19 protein-coding genes are annotated in these 26,065 nt (G+C 67.9%); 13 read left to right on the forward strand and 6 right to left on the reverse strand.

Annotated elements, in window-relative coordinates; genetic code table 11:
- Positions 1–1,225: pentapeptide repeat-containing protein (locus TSO221_RS01835; RefSeq protein ID WP_109116782.1), on the reverse strand; the 1,225-nt coding region annotated here is incomplete at its 3' end.
- A gap of 232 nt (positions 1,226–1,457) precedes the next feature.
- Between TSO221_RS01835 and TSO221_RS01840 the strand changes: the two genes are divergently transcribed.
- On the forward strand, positions 1,458–2,105 hold the full coding sequence (locus tag TSO221_RS01840) for a chemotaxis protein CheX (RefSeq protein ID WP_109116783.1): 648 nt from the start codon (positions 1,458–1,460) through the stop codon (positions 2,103–2,105).
- Positions 2,086–3,510 carry a histidine kinase dimerization/phosphoacceptor domain -containing protein gene (locus tag TSO221_RS01845; RefSeq protein ID WP_109116784.1) on the forward strand — a complete coding sequence of 475 codons (1,425 nt, stop codon included), beginning with the start codon at positions 2,086–2,088 and terminating at the stop codon, positions 3,508–3,510. Before TSO221_RS01840 ends, TSO221_RS01845 begins: the two co-directional genes overlap by 20 nt.
- Before the next feature lie 280 nt (positions 3,511–3,790).
- On the opposite strand, the gene TSO221_RS01850 is transcribed toward TSO221_RS01845, so the two are convergent.
- Together TSO221_RS01850 and TSO221_RS01855 are read right to left on the reverse strand one after the other, a co-directional pair.
- Complete coding sequence (locus tag TSO221_RS01850; protein ID WP_109116785.1) at positions 3,791–4,414, reverse strand: ABC transporter substrate-binding protein; 624 nt, start codon at positions 4,412–4,414, stop codon at positions 3,791–3,793.
- A 65-nt stretch (positions 4,415–4,479) separates the two neighbouring features.
- Positions 4,480–5,274 (reverse strand): VacJ family lipoprotein, encoded by a 795-nt coding sequence (locus TSO221_RS01855; RefSeq protein ID WP_109116786.1) that lies wholly within the window; start codon positions 5,272–5,274, stop codon positions 4,480–4,482.
- A gap of 311 nt (positions 5,275–5,585) precedes the next feature.
- Between TSO221_RS01855 and TSO221_RS01860 the strand changes: the two genes are divergently transcribed.
- From TSO221_RS01860 to metH, 4 genes are read left to right on the forward strand one after another with little or no spacing between them, the layout of a single operon-like run.
- Entirely contained in the window at positions 5,586–6,569 is a 984-nt protein-coding gene (locus TSO221_RS01860) for a metalloregulator ArsR/SmtB family transcription factor (RefSeq protein ID WP_109116787.1), read from the forward strand.
- Positions 6,566–7,453, forward strand: coding sequence for a methylenetetrahydrofolate reductase (gene metF, locus TSO221_RS01865; RefSeq protein WP_109116788.1), 888 nt, complete (start codon positions 6,566–6,568; stop codon positions 7,451–7,453). The genes TSO221_RS01860 and metF overlap by 4 nt, the downstream gene beginning before the upstream one ends.
- Before the next feature lie 57 nt (positions 7,454–7,510).
- Positions 7,511–7,984 (forward strand): DUF29 domain-containing protein, encoded by a 474-nt coding sequence (locus tag TSO221_RS01870; protein ID WP_109116789.1) that lies wholly within the window; start codon positions 7,511–7,513, stop codon positions 7,982–7,984.
- 35 nt (positions 7,985–8,019) lie between these two features.
- On the forward strand, positions 8,020–11,511 hold the full coding sequence (metH, locus tag TSO221_RS01875) for a methionine synthase (protein ID WP_109116790.1): 3,492 nt from the start codon (positions 8,020–8,022) through the stop codon (positions 11,509–11,511).
- A gap of 12 nt (positions 11,512–11,523) precedes the next feature.
- Here the strand turns inward: metH and TSO221_RS01880 are convergent, their stop codons facing one another.
- Entirely contained in the window at positions 11,524–14,721 is a 3,198-nt protein-coding gene (locus tag TSO221_RS01880; protein WP_158283967.1) for an NACHT domain-containing protein, read from the reverse strand.
- A 159-nt stretch (positions 14,722–14,880) separates the two neighbouring features.
- Between TSO221_RS01880 and TSO221_RS01885 the strand changes: the two genes are divergently transcribed.
- From TSO221_RS01885 to TSO221_RS01900, 4 genes are all read left to right on the forward strand, one after another.
- On the forward strand, positions 14,881–15,360 hold the full coding sequence (locus TSO221_RS01885) for a thioesterase family protein (protein WP_109116878.1): 480 nt from the start codon (positions 14,881–14,883) through the stop codon (positions 15,358–15,360).
- A 39-nt stretch (positions 15,361–15,399) separates the two neighbouring features.
- Entirely contained in the window at positions 15,400–15,891 is a 492-nt protein-coding gene (locus TSO221_RS01890) for a pentapeptide repeat-containing protein (protein ID WP_109116792.1), read from the forward strand.
- Positions 15,892–16,066: 175 nt separating this feature from the next.
- A complete protein-coding gene (locus TSO221_RS01895; protein ID WP_247877884.1) occupies positions 16,067–17,044 on the forward strand; it encodes a GGDEF domain-containing protein in 978 nt (325 codons plus the stop codon).
- A 189-nt stretch (positions 17,045–17,233) separates the two neighbouring features.
- Positions 17,234–19,243 (forward strand): methyl-accepting chemotaxis protein, encoded by a 2,010-nt coding sequence (locus TSO221_RS01900; protein ID WP_109116794.1) that lies wholly within the window; start codon positions 17,234–17,236, stop codon positions 19,241–19,243.
- Between the two features lie 136 nt (positions 19,244–19,379).
- Here TSO221_RS01900 and TSO221_RS01905 read toward each other — a convergent pair whose 3' ends face one another.
- Positions 19,380–21,422 carry a molybdopterin oxidoreductase family protein gene (locus tag TSO221_RS01905; RefSeq protein ID WP_109116795.1) on the reverse strand — a complete coding sequence of 681 codons (2,043 nt, stop codon included), beginning with the start codon at positions 21,420–21,422 and terminating at the stop codon, positions 19,380–19,382.
- A 189-nt stretch (positions 21,423–21,611) separates the two neighbouring features.
- Between TSO221_RS01905 and TSO221_RS01910 the strand changes: the two genes are divergently transcribed.
- Positions 21,612–22,346 (forward strand): transporter substrate-binding domain-containing protein, encoded by a 735-nt coding sequence (locus TSO221_RS01910; protein ID WP_158283968.1) that lies wholly within the window; start codon positions 21,612–21,614, stop codon positions 22,344–22,346.
- A 61-nt stretch (positions 22,347–22,407) separates the two neighbouring features.
- A complete protein-coding gene (locus TSO221_RS01915) occupies positions 22,408–23,973 on the forward strand; it encodes a HAMP domain-containing methyl-accepting chemotaxis protein (protein ID WP_158283969.1) in 1,566 nt (521 codons plus the stop codon).
- Here the strand turns inward: TSO221_RS01915 and ybaL are convergent.
- Positions 23,960–25,645, reverse strand: coding sequence for a YbaL family putative K(+) efflux transporter (gene ybaL, locus TSO221_RS01920; RefSeq protein WP_109116798.1), 1,686 nt, complete (start codon positions 25,643–25,645; stop codon positions 23,960–23,962). The genes TSO221_RS01915 and ybaL overlap by 14 nt on opposite strands.
- Positions 25,646–25,766: 121 nt before the next feature.
- Between ybaL and TSO221_RS01925 the strand changes: the two genes are divergently transcribed.
- Complete coding sequence (locus TSO221_RS01925; RefSeq protein WP_109116799.1) at positions 25,767–26,021, forward strand: helix-turn-helix transcriptional regulator; 255 nt, start codon at positions 25,767–25,769, stop codon at positions 26,019–26,021.
- Positions 26,022–26,065: the final 44 nt, after the last annotated feature.

Here is a 26,065-nt window from a genome sequence, read left to right on the forward strand (position 1 = left end):
GGATGGCCGGACGGACGTAGCGCTTCTGCCGGCGCCGCTCGTGCGGTTCGGGCGGGCGGGGTGGGGCGGCGTCCTCGGCGGTCAGGCCGGAGCCCTCCAGCTTCGCCCCGCTCAGCGTCGCCGAGCGCACGACCGCCCGCTTGAAGTCGGTGTCGCGCAGGTCGGCGCCCGAGAGGTCGGCGCCGTCGAGGTTCGCCGGCCACTCGCGCCCGCCGGCCAGCGGCAGGGGCTGTGCCAGCGCGCCGGTCAGCACCGCACCCTTCAGCACGGCGCGGCGCAGGGTGACGCCGCGCAGGTCGGCGCGCCGGAGGTCGGCGCCCTCCAGCTCGGCGTAGGACAGGTCGGCCATCTGCAGATCGGCCCCGGCGAGCCGGACCCCCGGCAGCCGGCAGCGCCGCAGCCGTGCTGCCGCCAGCACCCGGCCGCCCAGGTCGAGCCCCGGCGGCACCTCCACGAGGTCGAGGTCGAGGCGGGCTCCGCTGCGGCCCTGCTGCTCGACCCAGTCCTCGTGTGCGCCGAGCGCGGCGAGGAAGGCGTCCGTCGCCATCGGCGCGTAGCTCGGCTCGACGACGGCGTCGGGCGGCAGGACGAAGGGGATGTAGGTGCGGCTCAGCGTGGCGTGGTCGATCACCGTACCGCCGAAATTGGTGCCCTCCAGCGTGGCCCCCGTCAGGTCGGTGCCGAGCAGCACCGCCGAACTCAGCTCGGCTCCGCTCAGGTCGGCGTCGTTGAGGTCGGCGCCGGACAGGTCGCAGCCGGTGAAGTTGGCGCCGGTGAGGATGGAGCGGTCCATCCGCGCCTCGGTCAGCCTGGTGGTGCCGCCGGTGCGCGCCTCGGTCGCACGGGAGTCGGGGGCACGGTTGCCGTCGTCCACCAGCTCGCCGGCGCGGAAATCGGCGCCGCGCATCACCGCGTCGGTCAGCACCGCCCGGTGCAGGTTGGCGCCGCGCAGGTCGGCGCCCGACAGGTTGGCGCCGGTGAGGTCGGCGCGCTCCAGGTCGGCGCCGAACAGGTCGGCCTGGCTGAGGTCGGCGGTCGCCAGCTTCGCCCCGGAGAGGTTGGCGCCGGCCAGTTTCGCCCCGGTCAGCGTGACGCGGGTCAGATCGACGTCGGCGAGGTCGCGGAAACTCAGGTCGGCGCGCTTGCCGCCACGCCGCCGCAGCCAGTTCTGATGGGCGACCAGGATGGCTCTGATCTCGGCGATCTCGACGGCGGAGGGAGGCATGCGTGGCTGTGCGGTCTGTGGCGTGGGTGGCCGAGTATGCGCGCGCAACAATGCCGCGTCACCTGCGGCGGCGGCCGGTGCAGTGCTTTTTCCTTCCGAATCCTGCCCTTAGACGTATGCCCGTCCGGGGGTGGCCTCGGTCGTTGGTGAGGGGCGCCTGACCTTGACCGGGAGGGAGCGAGTCGCCACTGTTCCATCGCCGGTCGCGCCGCGGCAGCGGGAGAGTTTGAGGATGATGGACCTGGACGAACTGGAGCGCGACGCGCTGACCGAGTTGCTGAACATGGGGGTGAGCCGTGCGGCCACCTTCCTCAGCAAGATGGTTTCCGACCAGGTCGCGCTGTCGGTGCCGTTGGTGTCCATCGTCGAGCGCGAGACGGCGATCGAAGCCTTCTCGCGCGGCGGGCCGACGCAGTTCGTGGCGGTCGGGCAGAGCTTCCAGGGGCGTTTCTCCGGCCGGGCGCTGCTGATCTTTCCCGAAGTCAATTCGCTGGAGCTGGTGCGCGCCGCCGTCGGCGACGGCTACAGCCTGGAGGAGATCGTCGACCTGGAGCAGGAGGCGCTGACCGAGATGGGCAACGTCATCCTCAACGGCTGCCTGTCGATGATCGCCAACGCGCTGCGCGAGAGCCTCAGCATCTCGCTGCCCAGCCTGCTGCGCGGCGACGGACGCACGATCCTGTACAGCCATGGCGACGCCGAGGTGCCGAGCGACCATGTTCTGCTGCTCTACATCGACTTCTCGATTCGCAGCCGTGCCATCCGCGGCTATATCGCTCTCTTGATGGACCTGCCGTCGCTGACGGCACTGCGCGAGCTGATCCACAGATTCATCGCGGGCATGGTGCCGGAGGCCGGGCATGACAAATCGCCCCGCTGACGCTGTGCCGCCGGAGTTGTCGTCCGGCATCCTGGGCGCGCTCGACGTGGGCGTGATGGTGCTCGATTCGCGGCGGTGCGTGCGGCTGTGGAGCGCCTGGATGGCGCGCGCCACCGGCCGTCCGGTGGACGAGGCGGTGGGGCGCAACTTCCTGGACCTGTTCCCCGAGGCGCGCGATTCGCGCATCGACCTCGCCGTCGGCGACGCGCTGGCGACCGGCGCGCCGGCCGTGCTGTCGCACACGCTGAACCGCCACCTGCTGGGGCTGACCCGGCCGAACGGCCAACCCATGGTGCACAGCACCACCGTGCGCCGGCTGGACCCCGGCGCCCCGGAGGAGGGGCCGCTCTGCCTCGTGCAGGTCGTCGACGTGACCCCGGCGGCCGAGCGCGACCGCCAGCTGCGCGAGCGGCGCGAGGCGCGCTACCGGGCGGTGGTCGATACGGCGCGCGACGCCATCGTCACCACCGACGTCGCCGGCACCATCCAGTGGCTGAACCGCGCCGCCGAGCGCGGCTTCGGCTACACCACGGACGAGGCGGTCGGCCAACCGATATCGCTGATCCTCGGCGAGGACGCGGGGCGCTGGTTGACGCCGCCCGGCCCGGCGGATGAGGGATCCTGCGAGGTGACCGGCCGGCGCCGGAGCGGCGACGCGGTGGCGCTGGAGCTGTCGCTGGCGCGCTGGATGGTGGAGGGCAGCGGCTCGATCACCGGCATCCTGCGCGACATCACCGAGCGCCGCCGCGTGCAGCACGAGCTGCAGCGCGCGCTGGAGCAGAAGAGCCTGCTGCTGCGCGAGGTCAACCACCGCGTCAAGAACAGCCTGCACCTGGTGTCCAGCCTGCTGCAGCTGCAACTGCGCGGGCTGTCCGACCCCGAGCTGCGCCACCAGGTGCAGGATGCCATCGGCCGCATCCAGGCCATCGCCCAGGTGCACTCCCGCCTGTACCAGACCGAGCGGTTCGAAACGGTCGAACTGGCGACCTACCTGGAGGCGCTGTGCGACGATCTGGTCAGCGCGTCCGGCGATTCGGCGGCGTTCCGGCTGCGCGTCGAGGCGGATCCGGTCGAACTGCCGATCGACACCGCGGTGCCGCTCGGCCTCATCGCCAACGAGCTGATCACCAACGCCATCAAGCACGGCGGCGACCGCCCGCTGGAGGTGGTGCTGTCGCTGAAGCGCGACGCGGGCCGCCTGCTGTTCACGGTGTCCGACACCGGTCCCGGCCTGCCGCCGGACTTCACCCTGGAGGCGACGCGCAGCCTGGGCATGCGCATTGTCACCACGCTCAGCCGGCAGATCGGCGGCGCCCTGGAGGTGCTGCCGGCGGCCCGCGGCGCCAGCTTCCGCGTGGCGATCCCGCTGGCCGAGGCGGGCGTGCCGGAGCCGGCGGGGGCGTAGAGGGTGGGATCCTCGCCAGCGATCCGTATCCGCGGCAACATTCACACGGATTGCACGGATTTGGGCACGGATTACACGGACATTTTGATGCTTGCAGCGCGCGAGCTTATCCGTAAGCCGTTGCCAAGCAAGAAGAAAAGATCCGTGTAATCCGTGCCTCGATCCGTGCAATCCGTGTGAATGTTGCCCGCCGTCACGGTGCCCCGGCAGGAATCAGGTCGTTGTCCAACAAAAAAAGGCCGCCCCGAAGGACGGCCCTTTTCCCGATGAACGGCCCCGGTCAGCCCGGCTGCTGCGCCGTCTTCTGGCGCAGGGCCTGGATCAGGCCGTCGATCTTGCCGCCGTTCGACTGGATCACCGAGGCGAACTCCTGGCGCTGGGTCACGCCCATGCTCACGCCCTCGACCACCACGTCGATGATCTTGTAGCTGGCGTCGCGCTTGCGCACGCGCCAGTCCACCGCCACCGGCGGGCCGGCCGGGCGGATGATCTGCGTGGTGACCATGGTGTCGGACTCGCCCTCGGGGCGGGTGCCGGTGATCTTGAACGTCTCGCCGGAGTACTCGACGAAGCGGTCGGCATAGGTCTTGACGATCAGCTGCTCGAACAGCTTCTGGTATTCCTGCTGCTGCTGCGGGCTGGCCTGGTTCCAGTAGCGGCCGAGCACCCAGCGGCCGATGTACGGCACGTCGAAGCCCTCGCTCAGCAGCTGCCTGAACTTGGCGAGCGCCGCGGGCTTCGGCTGGCCCTTGTTGGCGAACGAATTGATCGCCTCGGTGCCGAGCTTCTGGATGAACGCGCCGGCGCCGGGATCGGCGGACTGCGCGAAGGCGGGGTTCAGGGAGGCCCAACCGCTGAACGCGAGCAGGGCCGCACCGGTGAGGAGATGGCGACGGGTCAGCATGGCAAAGTCAAAGTGGCGGTGCCCAGGCGATTGTCAACAGTGGCGGAAGACGCACTCGCTTCGGATCAGCGCAGCGGCGAGATGTTCGGCTTGGCGTCCTCCGGGAACTCCGGGAACTCCGGCGTGCCGGCGCTCGTGCTGTTGCTGATCGACGCGTTGCGCTGCTGGTGGTAGAGGCTGCGCGCGGCGGCGTAGAAGTCCACCGAGCTGCGGCGCATGTCATCCACCTCGCGCAGGAGGCGGGAGCGGGTGTCGATCGCGGCCGCGGCGGAGCGGCTGTAGAGGACGCCGTTGGCGTTGGCGGCCGACGTCGCGATCCGGAACGGGTCGGCCACCGTATCGACGCCGTAGCCCACCGCATCGCGTGCGTTCGAGCGGCCGATCAGCGGCAGCACCAGATACGGCCCTTCGCCCACGCCCCACACGCCCAGCGTCTGGCCGAAGTCCTCGGTGCGGTAGGCGGGGATGCCGGCCGTGGAGGCCACGTCGAAGACGCCGCCCAGGCCCAGGATGGCGTTGGTCATGAAGCGGCCGGTGGCGTCGCTGGCGTTCTGTCCGTCGCCCTGCAGCAGCGAGTTGCCGATGACCAGCGGCGCCAGCAGGGTCTCCAGGATGTTCTGCACCGCGTTGCGCACGGGATCCGGCACCGTGCCGGCATAGATCTCGGCCGCCGGACGGATCACCAGGATGTCGGCCGCATCGTTCATCGCGAACACGAAGCGATTCGGCACCTCCAGGGGGTCGTAGACCTCGTCCTGGCCCGTTCCGTTGCGGCCGGACGCGCACCCGGCCAGAGCCAGGGCGACGGTGGCGGCGAGCGCCGTGCGGAAAAGGCTGCGGATAGCGGTGGCCGGCATCATGGAGGCTTCGTTTCTTGTTGCGACGAGGGCGGAAACGGACGGGCGGCGGACGCCGCCAGCCTGACGCCGGACAACACCCGCCCATTCCGTCCACTAACACAGGCGTAGCCTTTTGACCAGTCTAGGACATTCGAGAGGCAAGGAACCGGGCGCGGGTGTGGTAAGCGCGTCCACATCCGTGCTGCGGACGCCCATTTGGTGGGCGAAAACCGGCGCCGCGCCGAATTCGGTTTACGCTGCATAAAGATATCTTTATATCTGTATCAGTGAGAGCGCATGGCGCTTCCGAATCGGGGGATGGACGGCTGGCGATGGACGATCTGCTGGCGACATTGAAGGCAGCGGCGGAGCCGACGCGGTTGCGGCTGCTGGCGCTGTGCGCCCACGGCGAGCTGACCGTGAGCGAGCTGACCCACATCCTGGGCCAGAGCCAGCCGCGAGTCTCGCGCCATCTGAAACTGCTGTGCGACGCCCGCCTGCTCGACCGCTTCCGCGAGGGCACCTTCGCCTTCTTCCGGCTGGCTGAGCGCGGCCCCTCGGCCGAACTGGCCCGCGTCCTGGTGGACGCCATCCCCGCCGACGATCCGACGCTGGCGCTCGACCTGGAGCGGCTGGAGGCGATCAAGCGCGGCCGGTCCGAGGCGGCGTCCGCGTATTTCCGCGACAACGCCCAGCGCTGGCACGAGATCCGCTCGCTGCACGTGCCCGAGCGCGAGGTGGAGGAGGCGCTGCTGCGCCTGCTGCCCGACTCCGGCCCCGGCGAGTTGCTGGACATCGGCACCGGCACCGGCCGCATGCTGGAGGTGCTGGGGCCGAAGAGCCCGCGCGCGGTCGGCGTCGACCAGTCGCGCGAGATGCTGGCGGTCGCCCGCTCCAATCTGGAGGCCGCCGGCCTGCGCCACTGCCACGTGCGGCAGGCCGACATGTACCAGCTGCCGTTCCCCTCGGCCTCCTTCGACACCGCGGTGGTGCACCAGGTGCTGCACTTCTCCGAGGACCCGGCCGACGTGCTGGGGGAGGCGGCGCGCGTGCTGCGCCCCGGTGGGCGGCTGCTGATCGTCGATTTCGCGCCGCACGGGCTGGAGGCTCTCCGCGCCGAGCACGCCCACCGCCGCCTCGGCTTCGCCGACGACGAGGTCGCGGCGTGGTGCCGTCAGGCCGGGCTGGAGTGCGGCCCGGTGGTGCACCTGCCGGGCGACCCGCTCACCGTTTCCATCTGGCCCGCCGTCCGGCTCGCCGGGCGCGCGGCCGTTTCGTCCACTCCCTCTCTCTCCATGACCGGAGCCCACTCATGACGTCCTCTGCCCCGGCGGTCAGCTTCGAGTTCTTCCCGCCCAAGACGGAGAAGATGGAACAGAGCCTGTGGCAGGCCATCCAGCGCCTCGCCCCGCTGGCGCCGGCCTTCGTGTCGGTGACCTATGGTGCCGGCGGCTCGACGCGCGAGCGCACGCACAACACGGTGACCCGGATTCAAAAGGAAACCGGCATCCCGGCGGCGGCGCACTTCACCTGCGTCGGCGCCACGCGCGAGGAGATCGACGCCATCGCCCGGACCTACTGGGACGCCGGGATCCGCCACCTCGTGGCGCTGCGCGGCGACCCGCCCGAGGCGGCGGGCGGCCTGGGCGGCCGGTACGAGCCGTACCCCGGCGGCTACGCCTACGCTGCCGATCTGGTGGCCGGCATGAGGACGGTCGCCGACTTCGAGATTTCGGTGGCGGCGTACCCGGAGACGCACCCGGAGGCGCCGAACGCCCAGTTCGACCTCGACAACCTGAAGCGCAAGGTGGACGCCGGGGCGACCCGCGCCATCACGCAGTTCTTCTTCGACAACGAGAAGTACTTCCGCTTCCGCGACCGCTGCGCGGCGGCCGGCATCCACGTGCCGATCGTGCCGGGCATCCTGCCGATCACCAACTACGCCCGCGCGGTGGAGTTTGCCGGCAAGTGCAACGCCACCATCCCCGCGCGGATGGCCGAGACCTTCGAGGGCCTGGACGACGACCCGGAGACCCGCCAGCTGGTCGCCGCCACCGTGGCGGCCGAGCAGTGCCAGGACCTCCAGGCGCAGGGGGTGGAGCACTTCCACTTCTACACCCTCAACCGCGCCGACCTGACCGTCGCCATCTGCCGGATGCTGGGCATCAAGGCGAAGGCGGCGGTTCCGGCGGCTGGGTAGGACGGCCGATGGCGCCCATGTTAGGGTGGCGGGGCATCGGATGAGCGGAGGCCGGCCATGAGCGGCAAGTTCGCCTACGACGAGGATTTCTACGCCTGGACCCAGGAGCAGGCCGACCTGCTGCGTCAGGTCGCGCGCGAGCGGATCAGCACGCCCATCGATTGGGAACTGGTGGCAGAGGAGATCGAAAGCGTGGGCCGTTCGGACGCCAGGGCACTGAACAGCGCCCTCATGCGGGTCATCGAGCACCTTCTGAAGCTCGAGTATTCGCCGGCTCGCGATCCCCGTCCCAACTGGCGGACCTCGGTGACCAATCATCGCATCGAAGCGGAAGAGGAAATCGAGACCAGCCCCAGCCTGCGCGGGCGGATCGACCTCGTCCGCATTCATCGCAATGCGCTCCGGCTGGCCGCCGATGGTTTGGCCCAGGACGGCGTTCCCGCAAGAGTGCTGCCCGTCGAGTGCCCGTACACCCTCGATCAGATCCTCGATCACGGCTGGTGGCCGGCGAACCGCCACGGCCTCGACTGACCCGAACCACACCGAAGCAAAGAAAACAGAGTCCCATGCCCCACATCCTCGACACCCTGCGTGACCGCGTTCTCCTGTGCGACGGCGGGTTCGGCAGCCGCATCCAGGCAATCGACCTCGACGTCGAGAAGGACTTCTGGGGGCACGAGAACTGCACCGACATCCTGCCGCTGTCGCGCCCGGACATCGTCCGCGAGATCCACCGCGGCTATTACGAGGCCGGCGCCGACATGGTGGAGACCGACACCTTCGGCGCTTCGCCGGTGACGCTGGGCGAGTTCGGGATCGCGGAAAAGGCGTTCGAGATCAACCAGCGCGCCGTCGAGTTGGCGCGCGAGGCGGCGGAGACCTTCAAGGACGGCCGCGCGCGCTTCGTCCTCGGCTCGATCGGGCCGGGCACCAAGCTGCCGAGCCTCGGGCACATGCCCTACGCGGATCTTGAGGAGAGCTTCTTCGTGCAGGCGGCCGGGCAGATCGCCGGCGGCTGCGACGCCATCCTCATCGAGACCTGCCAGGATCCCCTGCAGATCAAGGCGGCGGTAAACGGCGTCAAGCGCGCCCGCCGGGACGCCGGCACCGACACGCCGATCTTCGTGCAGGTGACGGTGGAGACCACCGGCACGCTGCTGGTCGGCACCGACATCGCGGCGGCGGCCACCATCATCGAGGCGCTCGACGTGCCGCTGATGGGCCTGAACTGCGCCACCGGCCCGCTGGAGATGGGCGAGCACGTGCGCTGGCTGTCGCAGAACTGGCCGGGCCTGATCTCCGTGCAGCCGAACGCCGGGCTGCCGGAGCTGGTGGACGGCAAGACGCACTACCCGCTGGCCGCCGCCGACTTCGGCCACTGGCTGGAGCGCTTCATCGCCGAGGACGGCGTCAACCTGGTGGGCGGCTGCTGCGGCACCAACGTGCCGCACATCGCCGCGGCCGACGCCGTGCTGCGCAAGCTGGCCCCCGCCGGCCAGCACCGCCCGGCGCCGAAGGGCCGCACCGTGCACTGGGTGCCGGCGGTGGCCTCGCTGTACGGTCAGGTGACGCTACGCCAGGAGAACGCCTTCTTCGCCATCGGCGAGCGCTGCAACGCCAACGGCTCCAAGAAGTGGCGCGAGCTGCAGGAGAAGGGCGACTGGGACGGCTGCGTCGAGATGGCGCGCGAGCAGGTGAAGGAGGGCAGCCACTCCCTCGACGTCTGCACCGCCTTCGTCGGCCGCAACGAAGTGGCCGAGATGAATGAGGTGGTGAAGCGCTTCGTCGGCTCGGTCACCGCCCCGCTGGTGATCGATTCCACCGAGCTGAATGTGCTGGACAGCGCGCTGCAGCTCTACGGCGGCAAGGCGATCATCAACTCCATCAACTTCGAGGATGGCGAGGACCCCGCCCGCAAGCGCCTGGAGCTGGCCAAGAAGTTCGGCGCCGCGGTGATCGCCCTGACCATCGACGAGGAGGGCATGGCGAAGACGCCCGAGCGCAAGCTCGCCGTCGCCAAGCGCCTCTATGATCTGGCGGTGGGGGAGTATGGGCTGAACCCGGCCGACCTGCTGTTCGACCCGCTGACCTTCACCATCGCCACCGGCAACGAGGACGACCGCAAGCTGGCGATCTGGACGCTGGACGGCATCGAGGCGATCAGCCGCGAGCTGCCGGGCTGCCAGATCATCCTCGGCCTGTCGAACGTGTCGTTCGGCCTGAACGCGGCGGCGCGGCACGTGCTGAACTCGGTGTTCCTGGATCACGCCGTCAAGCGCGGCATGACCGGCGCCATCGTGCACGTCTCCAAGATCATGCCGCTGCACCAGATCCCCGAACAGGAGGTGAAGACCGCCGAGGACCTGATCTTCGACCGCCGAGCGGACGGCTATGACCCGCTCCAGGCCTTCATCGCCCTGTTCGAGGGCCGCAAGGCGGCCGACGCCAAGAAGAAGGCGCGCCCCGAGACCATCGAGGAGTGCCTGAAGCAGCGCATCGTCGACGGCGACCGCACCGGGCTGGAGGACGACCTCAAGAAGGCGCTGGAGACGTACAGCCCGCTGGAGATCATCAACACCTTCCTGCTCGACGGCATGAAGGTGGTGGGCGAGCTGTTCGGCTCGGGCAAGATGCAGCTGCCGTTCGTGCTGCAGTCGGCCGAGACCATGAAGGCGGCGGTGGCCTACCTGGAACCCCTGATGGAGAAGGTCGAGGGCCAGCAGAAGGGCACCATGGTGCTCGCCACCGTGAAGGGCGACGTGCACGACATCGGCAAGAACCTCGTGGACATCATCCTCACCAACAACGGCTACAAGGTGGTGAACCTCGGCATCAAGCAGCCGGTCGGCGCCATCATCCAGGCGGCGAAGGAGCACGGGGCGGACGCCATCGGCATGTCCGGCCTGCTGGTGAAGTCCACCGTGGTGATGCGCGAGAACCTGGAGGAGATGACCCGTGAGGGGCTGGAGGTCCCGGTTCTGCTCGGCGGCGCGGCGCTCACCCGCGCCTACGTCGAGGAGGATTGCGTCCGCTCCTACGGCCCCGGCCGCGTGGCGTACGCGGGCGACGCCTTCGATGGCCTGACGCTGATGGATCAGGTGGTGACCGGCGGCTTCGACAACCTGCTCGCCGTCCAGCAGGCCAAGCGCGCCGGCAAGGCGACGAACCGCCGCCGCGTGCTGGGGCAGGCGACCAGCGCCGCCACCGGCCCGGTCGACACGGCGGCCGTGCAAGCCCGCCGCAACCGCCTGGCCGAGGGCGTCGCGGTGCCGCCCCCGCCGTTCTGGGGGGCCAAGGTCATCGAGTACGTGCCGCTGAAGACGCTGGTGACCTACCTGAACGAGCGCATGCTCTACCAGCTGCAGTGGGGCTACCGGAAGGACGGCAAGTCCTTCGAGGAGTTCATGGCGTGGTCGAAGAAGGAGCTGCGCCCGGTGCTCGACCGCATGCTGCAGCTCTGCGCCAAGGAGGAGATCCTCCAGCCGCAGGCGGCCTACGGCTACTGGAAGGCGGCGGCCGAGGGCAACGACGTCATCCTCTTCGATGAGGGCGGGAAGACCGAGGTCGCCCGCTTCACCCTGCCGCGCCAGGGCAAGGAGGACGGCGAGTGCATCGCCGACTTCTTCCGCGACGTGGACTCGCCCGAGCGCGACGTCATCGGCCTGCAGGTCGTCACCATGGGCCAGAAGGCCTCCGACGTGGCGCGGCAGTGGTTCGCCGAGAACCGCTACCAGGACTACCTGTACCTGCACGGCCTCTCGGTGGAGATGGCCGAGGCGATGGCCGAGTACGTGCACGCCCGCATCCGCGCGGAACTGGGCTTCGGCGCCGAAGACGCGCGCGACAAAGAGAAGCTGCTGCAGCAGGGCTACCACGGCTCCCGCTACAGCTTCGGCTACCCGGCCTGCCCGAACCTGGAGGACCAGAAGCACCTGATGGCGCTGCTGGGGGCGGAGCGCATCGGCGTCGAGCTGTCCGACGAGTTCCAACTGCATCCGGAGCAGAGCACCTCGGCCATCGTGGTGCACCACCCCAGGGCCAGGTACTTCAGCGTGTAGCCGGGAGGCCGTTCATCGGTCCCATCCCCGCCAGTGTTCTTCGAGGCGGGCGAGTTCAGTGGTTGCCGGGTCGCCTTCGACGCCCGGCAACCGCCCCATGGGCCAATCTCCGAGCGGTCTGATACCGTGGTCAGCCAGGAAGCGCACGAATTTCAGCCGATATTCAGCGGTACTGAAATCATTAAAGCATTCGGCCAGTTGCGTTCGCCAAATTTCACCCCCTTGGCACAGCCAGGATCCGGCTGCGATCTTCAATTTCTTCCTATCTTGTAATAAAATATAAGTTCCTTTGAGAATTAAGGAGAGCCAAATAATGGCAGCGATACCAAACATGACAAATGTCACAATGGTTGCATAATTTTCAATGGCGCTCCATACAAATTTAATGGCATAATACAAAAAACTCTCGGTTAATTTATTTTGTGTCATAAGTATGAATGACAATGCAATAATCTGAATTGCTATTTTTGACGTTATGCTCCATTGAAGCTTTGGAGCATTTTTAATAGCGCCAATTGTATAAAAGCATAGATCGCGTCGATTGACGGTTGACGCACTGCAAACAACGCTAAATACAAGGAGTGAAACCCAAATATTCCACCATCCCCATTCAATTATTTCGCTCATACCAATATCCCTCCAAATATAATAAAAAACCAATGCTGAAAAAGCATAACTAAAAAAGTAAATTTCATAAAATTCAACAATCTCAGTGCGAGATTTATTAAGAGATTGGCGATATTCCATCGCGTCAATTATATCATCCGTGCTTTTTTCATCGTATATATATTCGTTATAATCTTCATGTAAGTGAAATTCTTGCGTTAATTGATTTTTATCAGCTGTTATGACGGGGCCTAAATATTTTGAGAACAGATGATTTGCCACACTGTTTGCGGTGGCAAATAGTGCTGGTATAACATTGTAAAACGAAATGCCCATGGCTAACAAAAATGAAAAGCGAAATGCAAGCAGATATTTTATGTCGCGACCAAATTGGCGAAGTGATATGGAGGATTCTGCATCCTGGAGCATGCTCATGTATTCTTTTATCAATTCGGTGGTGGGCATGGACATGGCCTGCTCGGTAATCGCCATGCGCAGATTATCCCCTGCGGAGGTGACGTAGCGGCAGGACCGGAACGCAGTCTCGCGAATCCAGGAGTCGGATGTGTCCAACGCGGCAAGAAGTACTTGCCCCAGGTGTTCGCGCTCGGTGACGCCCGCCGCTTCGACGAGCAGCTTTTTCGTGAGTATGTCGAATGGCCCGGCTATCCCCCAGATAAGGAAGAGGTGAAATTGGCTGACTTCGGCATTGAATGCGTCTCTCCTCGTTCGGAAAGCTTCCGCGATAAATCGCAGGCAGTGAATCCCGCGGATCCTCCGTTGTGGGTCGGATGAGATGATCGTGTCTTTGACCGTGTCAAAGCAGAAGCGAGCAATGGCGCGCGCCTGGTTTTCTCTTGCAACTTCAGCATAGAGGATAAGAGAATCTCTAAGCTTTCCGTTTCTTGCGATTTCTTCGAGTTCAACGGTGTGATCGGTTTTGATGATTTTTTGGACAAAAAAGAATTCGTTAAACCTCCTATGGGAAAATGTGAAATGCGATGATCCGAATTCCCCGCCTTTTGCAACCAGGCTGTGTGTCAAAACATGAAGCAGGCCGTCAACATCATGCGTGCTTCCATATTTCCTCCGTATATCTCCGATGGAAATTTCCAACGCAGGCAAATTCTTGCTGAACATGATCCACGCAAGTTCCGTGCAGAAAGAGATTATTTCTTCCACGGTCAGTCGGTATTGCGTAAGCGTCTTCAGCGACGTCTCGATCGACGTTCGGACATAGTGTTCGTACAGCGCGGACTGCGAGGGAGGCAGTTTTCTCTCTGCCGATGCATAGGTTGCCAGCAGCATCAGGGTGAACGGATTGCGGACGACGCCACTCAGGTCGTCTCTCCTGGTGCGCAATTCGGAGAGAAGCTGATCGGAGCGGTTGCTGAAGCTGGTGAGCAGCTTTTTTATACGCTCGTCGGTAAAGGGCCGGACTTCGAGCTTGACGTAGGTTTGAGCGTGTATGCGCGGACGTCGAAAGTAGCGGGAGGCGATGATCGCCCGTGATGGCCCGACGTTGATGGCGAACCGGACGATCAGGCTGGCGAGTTCCTGCACGATCCAGGACGTTTCGTCCTGGTCAAGGATGGCGGGGATCTCATCGAACGAATCGAAAACGAACAGCAGGTGCCCGGTTTCCCTCATCCTGTCGAAGTAATCCTCGATGAAACGTGCCCCAGGGCCGCCAGTGCGGCTCCGGAGCCGTTGCGTGATGAAACTGTTCAGGTCGTCCTCGGTCGGGGGGGCCGATGCGCTCCACGTCTTGTCCGTCAGCCATTCGCGAAGATTGATGTAGATCGGGATGCGGCGGGTCTGCTCGACGTCATTCAGCATGACCCGGCACAGCTTTCGCAGGGCAACGCTCTTGCCGGCGCCCGGATCTCCAAGCACCAGAAACAGCGGCACGTCGCGGCTCTCCCGCAGCAAGGCGATGAGGTCGCCAAAGCGGCGCCGGCGGCGGTTGTCCGCGAACAGCTCGAACTCAGCCTCGAGTGGTATGAAGTTATGGTGGACCCAGTTCGTCCTGCCGTCGATGTCGTTGATGTCGAGTTCCAAGCTCTTGCAGAATCGATTCAGACGGTCGCGGAAGTCCGGTTCCGGGAATTCGCGCTCGAATGGCGTCGGATGCGGCCTGACCGCATGCCCGCCCGTTCGCAGGGAGAGGATGAGGTAGAAACCGCCGATGGTAATCAAAAGAATGACGATGTTCGTGATGCGGTCCGGCAGGGCGTCGCTGCCGGGCACGACGTGAGCCAGTTCCGGGTAATAGAGAGCCAGAAGCCGCTGTGCAGTGCCCAGGGCTACCGGCGTAAGAACATCCGATGCGCCCAGGACCACGAAGGCAATGCCGCCAATGCTGATCAATGCCACTCTGGTCAGGGACTGATCGCCGTAGTGCCGCGGCAGCCACGCCCAGCGTGTAATATAAAGAATGGCAAACCAAGTCATGCCGACCAAAAGCCGGGATGGCAGATCGAACGCCGGGATCGCCATGATTCCGACGACCAGCATTGAAAAGAGGAGCGCAGCGCAGAAGACTTTCTGGGCACCTGTCATGCCTGCGACATACCCCTGTATGTTCCTGGTGAGGTGCTGCATGTCCATCTCCGCACTGGCTGTTGTTCAGATTAAGCTGCGCTGGCGTGGAGGGAAATGGCTAAGTGGTGTTGTCCGGCCGGGTGGCGAATGCGGCGGCCGAGCCGGCTCCATAGCGTTCGGTCGCTTATGTTCACGTCGGTGCAATGCTATGCTCTCCCCATGACCATCCCCGCCCCCTTCGCCCTCCACGCCGAGACCGTCCGCCCGGAGTGGATCGACTACAACGGCCACATGAACGTGGCGTACTATCTGCTGGCGTTCGACCACGCGACCGACGCGGTGCTCGACCACTTCGGCATCGGCAAGGACTACGCCGAGTCCCAGGGGCGCTCGATGTTCGTGGTCGAGGCGCACCTGACCTACGCGCGCGAAGTGACGCAGGGCGACGGGCTGCGCTTCGCCTCCACCATCCTCGCCGCCGACGCCAAGCGGCTGCACCTGTTCCACGAGATGCGCCACGCCGGCGAGGGGTTCCTAGCGGCCACCGCGGAATTCCTGCTGCTGCACGTGGACCTCGCCGACCGCCGCGCCGCCCCCTTCACCGGGGAGATGCAGGCCCGTCTCGCCGCCGCCGCGCAGGCGCACGCGGATCTTCCGCGCCCGCCGCAGGCCGGGCGGGCGGTGGGGCAGCCCCGATAGGGTTTGGTTTTGCCGGCGCCCTCCCTTATCTCTTGCGGGATGAAACGGACAATTTTCGCCGCCTTTGCGCTGTTGCTGGCCGCCGCTCCCGCGGAGGCCGCCTGCACCGATCCCGCGCAGCCCAAGGTGATCTGGCGGCGCTGCTACTTCGATGGCGGCGAGCTGCACGGCGCCGACCTGACGGGGGCCGAGCTGCGCGACGCCACCTTCGCGCGCGCCACGCTCAAGGACGCGGCGCTGGTCGACGCCGACGCCTACCGCGCCAAGTTCGTCAGCGCCGTGATGATTGGTGCGAAGCTCGATCGCGCCCGGCTGATCGAGGCGGACTTCACCCGCGCGGAACTGGACGGCGCGTCCTTGCGCGAGGCCGACCTGCGCAACGCCAAGCTGGTGGGGGCGTCGCTGAAGCGCTCCGACTTCACCGGCGCCAAGCTCGGCGGCGCCGACTTCCGCAACGCCGACCTCACCGGCGCCACCTGGGTCGACGGCAAGAAAATATGCGCGGAGAACTCCGTCGGTCAGTGCAACTGATTTCGGCTGCCCAAGTCTGCCCCTGCTTTTGATCTTTACCATGAAAGACGCTTGCCGTGCAGGGAAATACCAATATACGGTGTGGATAGGTCTAGAGTTGGAGTGATCGGCGGGGGTGGCGGCTGTGGCGTATTCGGACGATTTCGAACGGGCGGGGGAGCTGGCGGCGCGCGCGATGAGCCGCATGTTAACCGATCGGCTGCCGCCCAATCCGGAAAACTTCACGCTCTGGTACGCCTATCACAGCGGCCAACTGCCCGACCTGACGCGTGCCGTCGACATGGCGCAGCGCGAGGGTGGTCCCCTGACCCAGTCGCACTGCGACGAGCTGTTCAAGCGCTTCTTCACCCTGGACTCCGAGGCGCAGGCGATCCGCGAGACCAGCGAGCGGGCGCGTTCGGCGCTCGGCAAGCTGCTGGACCTGCTGAACGCCGCGGGGGCGGAGACCAACCGCTATGGCCATGCGCTGGCCGGTTTCCAGGGCGATCTGGACGAGCCGATGTCGATGGAGGACCTGCGCGCCATGGTCGCCGCCATCGCCGCCGAGACCACCGCCATCGCGGACCAGCAGACCCGGCTGCAGTCGCAGCTCCTCGATTCCAGCCAGCAGCTGGCCGAGATGCGCGTCAACCTCGACACCGCCCGGCGCGAGGCGATGACCGATGGCCTGACCGGCATCGCCAACCGCAAGGCGTTCGACGTCACGCTGAACGAGGCGGCGCGCGAGGCGGAGCAGGAGGGCATCCCGCTCTCGCTGCTGATGGTCGATATCGACCATTTCAAGGTCTTCAACGACACGCACGGCCATCTGGTCGGCGACCACGTGCTGCGCCTCGTCGCCAAGGTGCTGACCGAGTGCATCAAGGGTCGCGACACCGCGGCGCGCTACGGCGGCGAGGAGTTCTCGATCATCCTGCCGCGCACCGCGCTCGACAATGCGCTGAAGGTAGCGGAGCAGGTCCGCGCCACCGTCGGGTCCCGGCAGATCGTCAACAAGTCGCGCGGCGCCTCCTACGGCACGGTGACGCTGTCCATCGGCGTGGCGCAATACCGGCCGGGCGAGCCGCTCGCCGACCTCGTCCGCCGCGCTGACGCCGCGCTCTACGCCGCCAAGCGCGCCGGGCGGAACCGGGTGGGCGGCGAGGCAGGCTGACTATCCTTAATGTTCAATACGTTGTTCCCTTTTAAGGGAAACCTCCCTGCCTCATTAATTAGTTGGCAATACTAATACATTTTGACAGCCATACCCACGTATGCTCAGGATGTCTTATGCCGTCGGAGCTACTCCGGACGGACGAGCAGCGATCGCCGTCGCGGAGCGTCGGCAGGGAAGGGGCTGGTGATGCTGGAAAACCAGAAGGTGGGAACGCGCGTCGCGCTGGGCTTCGGCGTGGTCGTGGTGATGCTGGCGGCGCTCGGCGGCGTGTCGTGGCACGAGGCCGCCGAATCCAGGGATGCCGTGGGAGAGCTCGCCGATCAGGCGATCGTTGCCGAACTGGTGTCGCGCGCCGACGGATCGGTGCTGCGGGCGCGGCTCGGCAGCGTGCGCTACATCTATGCGGGCGGCGAGGCGAACGCCAAGACTATCCCCGCCGAGTTGGCCACCGCGCGCGGCGAGCTGACCCAGGCGCGGGCGCTGATGAAGCAGGAGGCGAACCGCACGCGTGTCGACCAGATCCTGGCGATGCTCGACGACTATGAGCGCACCTCCGCGGAGATCGCGATTGCCCGCGAACAGCGCGAAGCCACCAACAAGGACGTGATCTACGAACTCGGCTCCAAGTTGCGCGGCCTGATGGTCGAGATGCGCGACGCCGAAGTGGCCGCCGGCCACCTCGCCGCCGCCACCGCGGTGACGCGGCTGGCCGAGGATGTCTGGACCGCGCGCATCCTGGTCTTCCGCATCCTGGACGGCGACACCGCCTTCGACTTCGCCGCGGTGCGCAAGCGGGTGGACGGCGCGGCGGCCACCTTCAAGGATCTCGCCGACCTGACGCTGGCCGAGGGCCAGACCGAGCGCATCGCCGCCGCCGGCGCGATGCTGCGCGACTTCTCCAACGGGCTGTCGGTGCTGGAGAAGGCCATCGCGACGGTCGATCAGATCCGCGACAAGCGCCTGGCCCCCATCGGCCGTGCGACCGCCGACAAGCTGAAGGAGGCGCGCGAGGCCGCCACGGCGCGGCAGGGCGAGATGCGCGCGGCGGCGATCGCCACCTCGGGGTTCGCCGAGACGGTGGCGAAGACGCTGACGCCGGTCGCGGTGCTGCTGGCCTGCCTGCTCGCCTGGGCCATCGGGCGCGGCGTGTCGCGCCCGGTGGTGGCGATGACCGGCGCCATGGAGCGGCTCGCCCAGGGCGACACCGCGGTCGAGGTGCCGGCGGCGGGCCGCCGCGACGAGATCGGCCAGATGGCGGTGGCGGTCCAGGTGTTCAAGGACAACCTGATCCGCAACCGTGCCATGGAGGAGGAGGTCAAGCGCGCCCAGCGGGCCGCCGAGGAGGAGAAGCGCGCCGCCATGCGCCGGCTCGCCGACAGCTTCGAGGCCAGCATCAAGGGGGTGGTCGCCCAGGTGTCGTCCGCCGCCAGCCAGATGCAGGCCAACTCCCGCCGCCTCACCGAGATGGCGGAGGACGGACGCGAGCGCGCCGGCACGGTGATGCAGGCGGCCGAACTGGCCTCGGCCAACGTGCAGACGGTCGCCGCCTCGGCCGAGGAGATGACCAGCTCGATCAGCGAGATCTCGCGTCAGGTCAACCAGTCCAGCGAGGTGGCGCGCCGCGCCTCGCAGCGCGCCGACGACACCACCCGCAGCGTCCAGGCGCTGGCCGAGCAGGCGCGCAGCATCGGTGACGTGGTCGAACTCATCAACTCCATCGCGGCGCAGACCAACCTGCTGGCCTTGAACGCCACCATCGAGGCGGCGCGCGCCGGCGAGGCGGGAAAGGGCTTCGCGGTGGTCGCCTCCGAGGTGAAGAGCCTCGCCACCCAGACCGCCAAGGCCACCGAGGAGATCGCCGGCCAGATCACCGGCATGCAGGACGCCACCCGCGGCGCCGTCGGCGCCATCGGCGAGATCGCCGCGGTGATCGCGCAGATCAACGAGATCGCCACCACCATCGCCGCGGCGGTGGAGGAGCAGGACGCCGCGACCCGCGAGATCGCCCGCAGCGTGCAGCAGGCCGCCCAGGGCACGGAGGAGATCTCGCGCAACATCGGCGGCGTCCAGCAGATCGCCGACGGCACCGGTTCCGCGGCGCATGAGGCGCTCGGCGCCGCGGACACGCTGTTCCGCGATTCCGAACGCCTGTCGCAGGACGTCGACCGCTTCATCGCCGAGGTGCGGGCGAGTTGACGGGAACATGGCCCTCCCCCAGCTCCGCTGGGGGAGGGTTGGGTGGGGGCTGCGGCGAAGGTGGCAGCCGCGGATTCTCGTGCGCGCCGCTGCCCCCTCCTAACCTCCCCCAGCGGGGCTGGGGGAGGGATTGCTTTTACGCTGTCCGCACCCACACGGCGTTGTCGTGGAACGCCGCACCACCGGCCGGCGGGATCGACTGCGGCGAGGTCAGGGCGTTGATGCCGACGCCCTCGACGAAGGCGCTGCCGGGCCAGATGCCCTCCACCGCCAGCACGCCGCGCCGGATGCCGTCGAACAGCCCGGCGTGCAGCGCCACCGACGCCTGGCGGTTGCCCAGCCGCACCAGATCGCCGTCGCTGATGCCCAGGCCCGCCGCGTCGTCCGGGTGGATCAGCACGGTCGGGCGCTTCTCGCGAGCGAGCGAGGTCTCCGTGTCGGTGAAGCTGGTGTTGAGGAACTGCCGGGCCGGCGGGGTGAACAGGCGGAAGGGGTGCTCAGCGTCGGTGCCGCGGCCGGGCGGCATGTGGTCGGGCAACTCCGGGCAGCCGCCGTAGGGCCCCAGCGCCGCCCAGTCCGGCGCAAAGCGGAAGCGGCCGTCCGGCCAGGCGAAGCCCTTCAGGAAGTGCGAGGTCTCGAAGTCCGGCTGGGCGTCGTGCCAGCGGTCGGCCGCCAGCGTCGCGGCGTCCGGCAGGTCGGACGCCGTGAGCATGGCGTCGATGATCTCCCACGCCGTCATGCCGAAGCCGGGGTGCTCGGCGCCGACGCGGCGGGCGATCTCGCCGTTCACCCAGTGGTTCTCGCGGGCCTCGCCCTGCGGCTCGACCACCTTGCGGCCGATCAGGATATGGCTCTGGCCGCCGCCGCGGTAGAGGTCGTCGTGCTCCAGGAACATGGTGGCCGGCAGCACGAGGTCGGCCAGCGCCGCGGTGTCGGTCATCACCTGCTCGTGCACGGCGACGAACAGGTCGTCGCGCTTCAGGCCGGCGATCACCCGGGTCAGGTCCGGGCAGACGGCGGCCGGGTTGGTGTTCTGCACCAGCATGGCGGTCACCGGCGGGCCGGACGTGATGTCCGCGCCGGTCAGCACCGCGCCGATGCGCGACTGGTCGAAGCCGCGCACCGCGGTGTCCAGCCGGTCCAGCCCCTCGGACAGCGTGCGGTCGATCCGGTAGATCCCCGACGAGCAGTACAACCCGCCGCCGCCGCGGTGCTGCCACGCCCCGGTGACCACCGGCAGGCAGGACGCCGCGTGCATCTGCGCCGCCCCGTTGTGCGCCCGCGTCAGACCGTAACCCATGCGCAGATAGCTGCGCTTGGTCTGGCCGTACAGGCGGGCGAAGCCGACGATCTCCTCCACGCTCAGCCCGGTGATCGCCGCCGCCCAGTCCGGCGTGCGGGCGGCCAGATGCTCCTCCAGCCGCTCGACGCCCGCGGCGTAGCGGGCGAGGTAGGCACGGTCGGCGAAGCCCTCCCGGAACAGCACGTGCATCACCGCGCAGGCCAGCGCGCCGTCGGTGCCCGGGCGGAGCATGAGGTGCAGGTCGGAGACCTCGGCGGTGCCGTTGCGGTACGGGTCGATGGTGACCAGCTTCGCCCCGCGCGCCTTGCGGGCGCGGGCGACGTGCGTCATCACGTTGACCTGGGTGGCCACCGGGTTGCCGCCCCAGTTGACGATCAGGTCGCTCTCGGCCATCTCGCGCGGGTCGCTGCCGCGGATGTCGCCGTAGCCGGCCATCCAGCCCATGTTGGCCGGCGTGTCGCAGATCGTGCTGATCTGCCGCGAATAGCCCTTGGCGTGGCGCAGCCGCTGGATCGAGCCGCGCTGCACGAGGCCCATGGTGCCGGCGTAGAAGTACGGCCACACCGCCTCCGGCCCGTGCGTCCGTTCGGCCTCCAGGAACTTCTCGGCGACGCGGTCCAGCGCCTCCTCCCAGCCGATCTCCCGCCACTGGCCGGCGCCCTTGGGGCCGGTGCGCAGCAGCGGCTTCAGGATGCGGTTCGGGTTGTGCACGCGCTCGGCGTAGCGGCTGACCTTGGCGCAGATGACGCCGGCCGTGTAGGTGTTCGCCGCGGCGCCCCGCACCTTGCCGATGCGATCCGGGGCAAGGCGCTCCACCTCGAGCGCGCAGGTGCTCGGGCAGTCGTGCGGGCAGGCGGAGGGGACGAATTCGGACACGGGATCTTCTGCCTCGGAATGTCAGACCGGGGCGCTAGGGTACGGCGGCGGGCCGGCCGTGACAATTGCCTCGTCGGTTAGCATTTCGACATCGCGATTCAACATTCCGGAGGTATGGTTGCCCGCGACGTGAGCGGTATGAGATAATTCGCACCGCAATATCTCGAATTGAACGCAATGGGGATGCGTATGGGTGCTTCTACGTTCGGGCGGATGTTCAAGGCGCTGGCGCTGGTGGGAGCGGTGACGGCGGGCATGGCCGGCGTGGCGCAGGCCGATCCGATCAAGGTCGGCTACGTCGAGTTCCCGCCCTACAGCTACACGGACAACGGCAAGCCGGCGGGGTCGCTGATCGAGACGCTGCAGAAGGTCGCCGCCGACCAAGGCATCGAGTTGGCCATCGAGTCCGTCCCGGCGCGCCGCCTGATGGCCGCGCTGCCGCTGGGCGAGCTCGACCTGTTCCTCGGCGTGAAGACGGCCAAGGAGTTCGAGGGCACGACGCTGGCCAGCGCCAACCCCATCGACACCGTCGAGATGAACGCCTACGCGCTGAACGAGGCGCCGGCGGTGAAGGTGAAGGAGGACCTGGCCGGCAAGGCGGTGATCGCGCTGAACGGCTTCTCGCTGGGCGGCTGGCGCGCCTGGATGGAGGATCCGGCCAACAAGGTGACGCTGGTCGATGCCCGCACCACCGAGCAGGCCCTGGCCCTGCTGGAGGCCGGCCGCGCCCCCGTGTTCATCCAGTGGTCGAAGCCGGTGCAGACCGCGCTCGCGGCCAAGCCGATGCCGGCGCTGAAGACCACCTCGATCTCCAGCACCCCGGTGTACTTCGTGGTGTCGAAGAAGGCCCCGGGCGCCGAGGCGCTGATGGCCAAGCTCGAGGCGGGCTTCCAGAAGCTCAAGGCCTCGGGCGCCCTGAAGTAGGAAAACGGGCGCCGGCCGCCGCGGAGCGGACCGGCGCCGCCGCATGCAAAGGGAAGAGACGATGTCGAACGGCGGGACGGGTGGTCTTCTCGGCGGGCTCAGCCTGCGGATGCGGGCGCTGGTGCTGATCGGCGGGGTGTTCCTCGCCTATCAGGCCGCCGCCATCGTGTTGAACGTGCACGGCGCCACCGGCGAGGCGCACGAGGGGCTGTCGTCGCGGGCGCGGATGATCGCGTCGCTGCAGGCGCGCGCCGCCAGCATCCCGCTCAATGATCTCGACTACGAGCAGGTCAAGCAGGTCGCCAAGGCGCCGTCGTCCGACCCGGACTACCGCGGCGCCATCGTGCGCGACGACAAGGGCAAGGTGCTGGCGGAGGACGGCGACGTCCGCCCCGGCAAGGGCTACACCGAGGTGACGGTGCCGATCGTCGCCGGGCAGAAGACGCTGGGCGAGTACGTGCTGCGCCTGCGCACCGACCGCGTCGAGGCCCGCATCGCCGAGGACGCGTGGCTGGCCGTGTTCGGCGGCACCGCGGCCTTTCTGGCGATCATGGGCGTGCTTTATCTGGTGGTGTCGACGATCACCCGGCCGCTGTCGCAGATCACCGGCATCGTCGGCCAGCTGGCCGAGGGCGACTACGGCATCACCGTGCCGGCGCTGGACCGCCGCGACGAGGTCGGCGCCATGGCGCGCGCCATCGACGTGCTGCGCGGCAACGCCGAGCACCGCCAGCAGCTGGAGGCCGAGAAGCGGGCCCGCCAGGAGGAGGACGTGAGGCGCGCCAACCGGCTGGCCGAGCTGGCCGGCACCTTCGACAGCCGCATGCAGTCGATGGTGCACGAGGCCTCGGCCTCGGCCTCGCAGATGCAGGGCAGCGCCGGCACCATGCTGGACAGCGCGCTGCGCGCCGACCACTGCAACGCCACCGTGGCCGGCGCCGCCGACGGCGCCGCGCGCAGCGTGCAGGCGGCCAGCGCCGCGGCCGAACAGCTGACCCGCTCGATCCGCGCCATCGCCGAGAGCGTCAACCAGTCCGTCGCCATCTCCGGCCAGGCCATCGAGCGCGCCCGCGCCAGCCGCGAGACGGTGGAGGCGCTGGCCACCTCGGCCGCCAAGATCGGCGAGATCACCAGCCTCATCCAGGACATCGCCGGGCAGACCAACCTGCTGGCGCTGAACGCCACCATCGAGGCGGCGCGGGCGGGGGAGGCCGGCAAGGGTTTCGCCGTGGTGGCGCAGGAGGTGAAGAACCTCGCCAACCAGACCGCCAAGGCCACCGAGGACATCTCCAGCCAGATCGGCGCCATCCAGGCGGTGACGCACGACGCGGTCAGCGCCATCGGCGCCATCACCGACACCATCGGCACGCTCAGCCAGCGCTCCTCCGACATCGCCGTGGCGGTGGAGGAGCAGCTCGGCGCCACCGGCGAGATCGCCAACCAGGTGCGCTCGGTGGCGCAGGAGGCGCAGACGGTGACGCAGAGCATCGGCGTCGCCTCCGACGCTTCGTCCGAGGTGGCGGGGGCCGCGCGCCAGTCGGTGGACGTGGCGAAGATGCTGCAGGAGCGCTTCGTGACGCTGCGCGACGAGGTTCAGCGCTTTCTGGTGTCGATCAAGGCGGCGTGACGGGCGCCGCGCCGAGCGGGGTGAACGGCTTCGCCTCGCGGTGGGCGTGCTCGATCATGCGGCGGGCCACCTCGCGCTCGCCCATGAACACCGCATCGACGCCGTGCTGCTCCAGGTGCGCCACCGCGTCGTCGCTGTGTGCCCGCGCGACGACGCGGATGCCGGGGTTGAGCTGACGGGCGCGCTCGACGATGGTGCCGGCCTCGAAGCCGTCGGGCACCGCGACCAACAGCAGGTCCGCCCGCGCGAGGCCGGCGCGTTCCAGCACGCCCGGCGCCGTGGCGTTGCCGTACACCGCGTCGATGCCGCGGCCGCGCAGCGCCTTCGCGCGCTCGCGCTGAAGCTCCACGACCACGCAGGGCAGGCCGCGCCGCGTCAGCTCCTCGGTGACCAGGGCGCCGACGCGGCCGTGGCCGACGATGACAGCGTGGTGTTCCAGGTCGTAGCTCGGCTCGGCGTCTTCGGCCGGCGCAACGGTGGGGGCGGTTTCGCGGCGCGCCTCGAGCCGGCCCAGCAGGGCGAAGAGGAACGGGTTCGCCGTGATCGACAGCAGCGCGCCGGCCAGGATCAGCGCCTGCCCTTCCTCCGGCAGTACGCCGAGCCCGACGCCGAGGCCGGCCAGGATGAAGGAGAACTCGCCGATCTGCGCCAGGCTGACCGCCACCGTCAGCGCCGTGTTCATCGGGTAGCGGAAGGCGAGCACCAGGGCGAAGGCGGCCAGCGACTTGCCGACCATGATGATTGCCACCACCGCCGCCACCGCGCCGGGCGAACGCACCAGCACGCCCGGGTCGAACAGCATGCCCACCGACACGAAGAACAGCACGGCGAAGGCGTCCTTGAGCGGCAGCAGTTCCTCCGCCGCGCGGTGGCTGAGGTCGGACTTGTTGAGGACCATGCCGGCGAAGAAGGCGCCCAGCGCGAAGGAGACGTGGAACAGCAGCGCTGAGCCGTAGGCGATGCCGAGCGCGATGGCCAGCACGCCCAGCGTGAACAGCTCACGCGAGCCGGTGCGGGCGATGCGCGCCAGCAGCCAGGGCACCACGCGGCTGCCGCCGATCAGCATCAGCGCGACGAACAGCGCCACCTTGCCCAGCGTGGCGGCCAGCGACAGCCACAGCTCCGCGCCGGCCGTGCCGCCCCCATCCAGCATCCGGGCGACCGAGGGCAGCAGCACCAGGACCAGCACCATCGCCAGATCCTCGACGATCAGCCAGCCGATGGCGATGCGCCCGCGCTCGGTCTTGAACAGGTCGAGCTGCTCCAGCGCGCGCAGCAGCACCACGGTGCTGGCCACCGACAGCGCCAGCCCGAGCACCAGCCCGGCCCCCAGGCTCCAGCCGAGCAGCCGCGCCAACCCCCAGCCGAGCACCGTCGCGATGCCGATCTGCACCACGGCGCCGGGCACCGCGATGCGCCGCACCTTGAGCAGGTCGTCCAGCGAGAAGTGCAGCCCGACGCCGAACATCAGCAGGATGACGCCGATCTCGGCGAGCTGCGGCGCCAGCTGAAGGTCGGCGACGTAGCCCGGCGTGAACGGCCCGATCACCACCCCGGCCAGCAGGTAGCCGACCAGCGGCGACAGCCGCAGCCGGTTGGCGAGCGCCCCCAGCGCGAAGGCCAGGACGAGCGCGGCCACCATGGTGGCGATCAAGGAGGTGTGATGCGGCATCGCACGGACGCTCCCTGCATGTGGTTGGGGCGGATGGACGGTGTGTGGCGGGCTCGCCCTTTTATTTTTGACCAAAAAGGCTATTTTCAACCCATATGGCCGACTTTTTCCGGAGATCGGGATGCAGCTCAGAAGCGGTTTGACGGCCGGTCAGTGCCGGGCCGCCCGCGGCTTCCTGGAGTGGACGCAGGAGGAACTTGCCGAGCGCGCGGCGGTGTCGCGCGGCACGGTCCGCGACTTCGAGAAGGGGCACCACGCCCTGCACCGCGGGACGGAACGCCTGCTGGTCGAGGCGTTCGAGGCGGCCGGCGTGGTCTTCGTGCCGGCGGAGGAGGGCGGTCCGGGGGTTCTGCTGCCCGTGGTGGACCGCTCCTAACGAAAAGGGCCCCGCCGATGGCGGGGCCCTTCGTCGTTCCAGGG

This window comes from Azospirillum sp. TSO22-1 (assembly GCF_003116015.1).
In the GTDB taxonomy this organism is placed as follows: Bacteria; Pseudomonadota; Alphaproteobacteria; order Azospirillales; family Azospirillaceae; genus Azospirillum.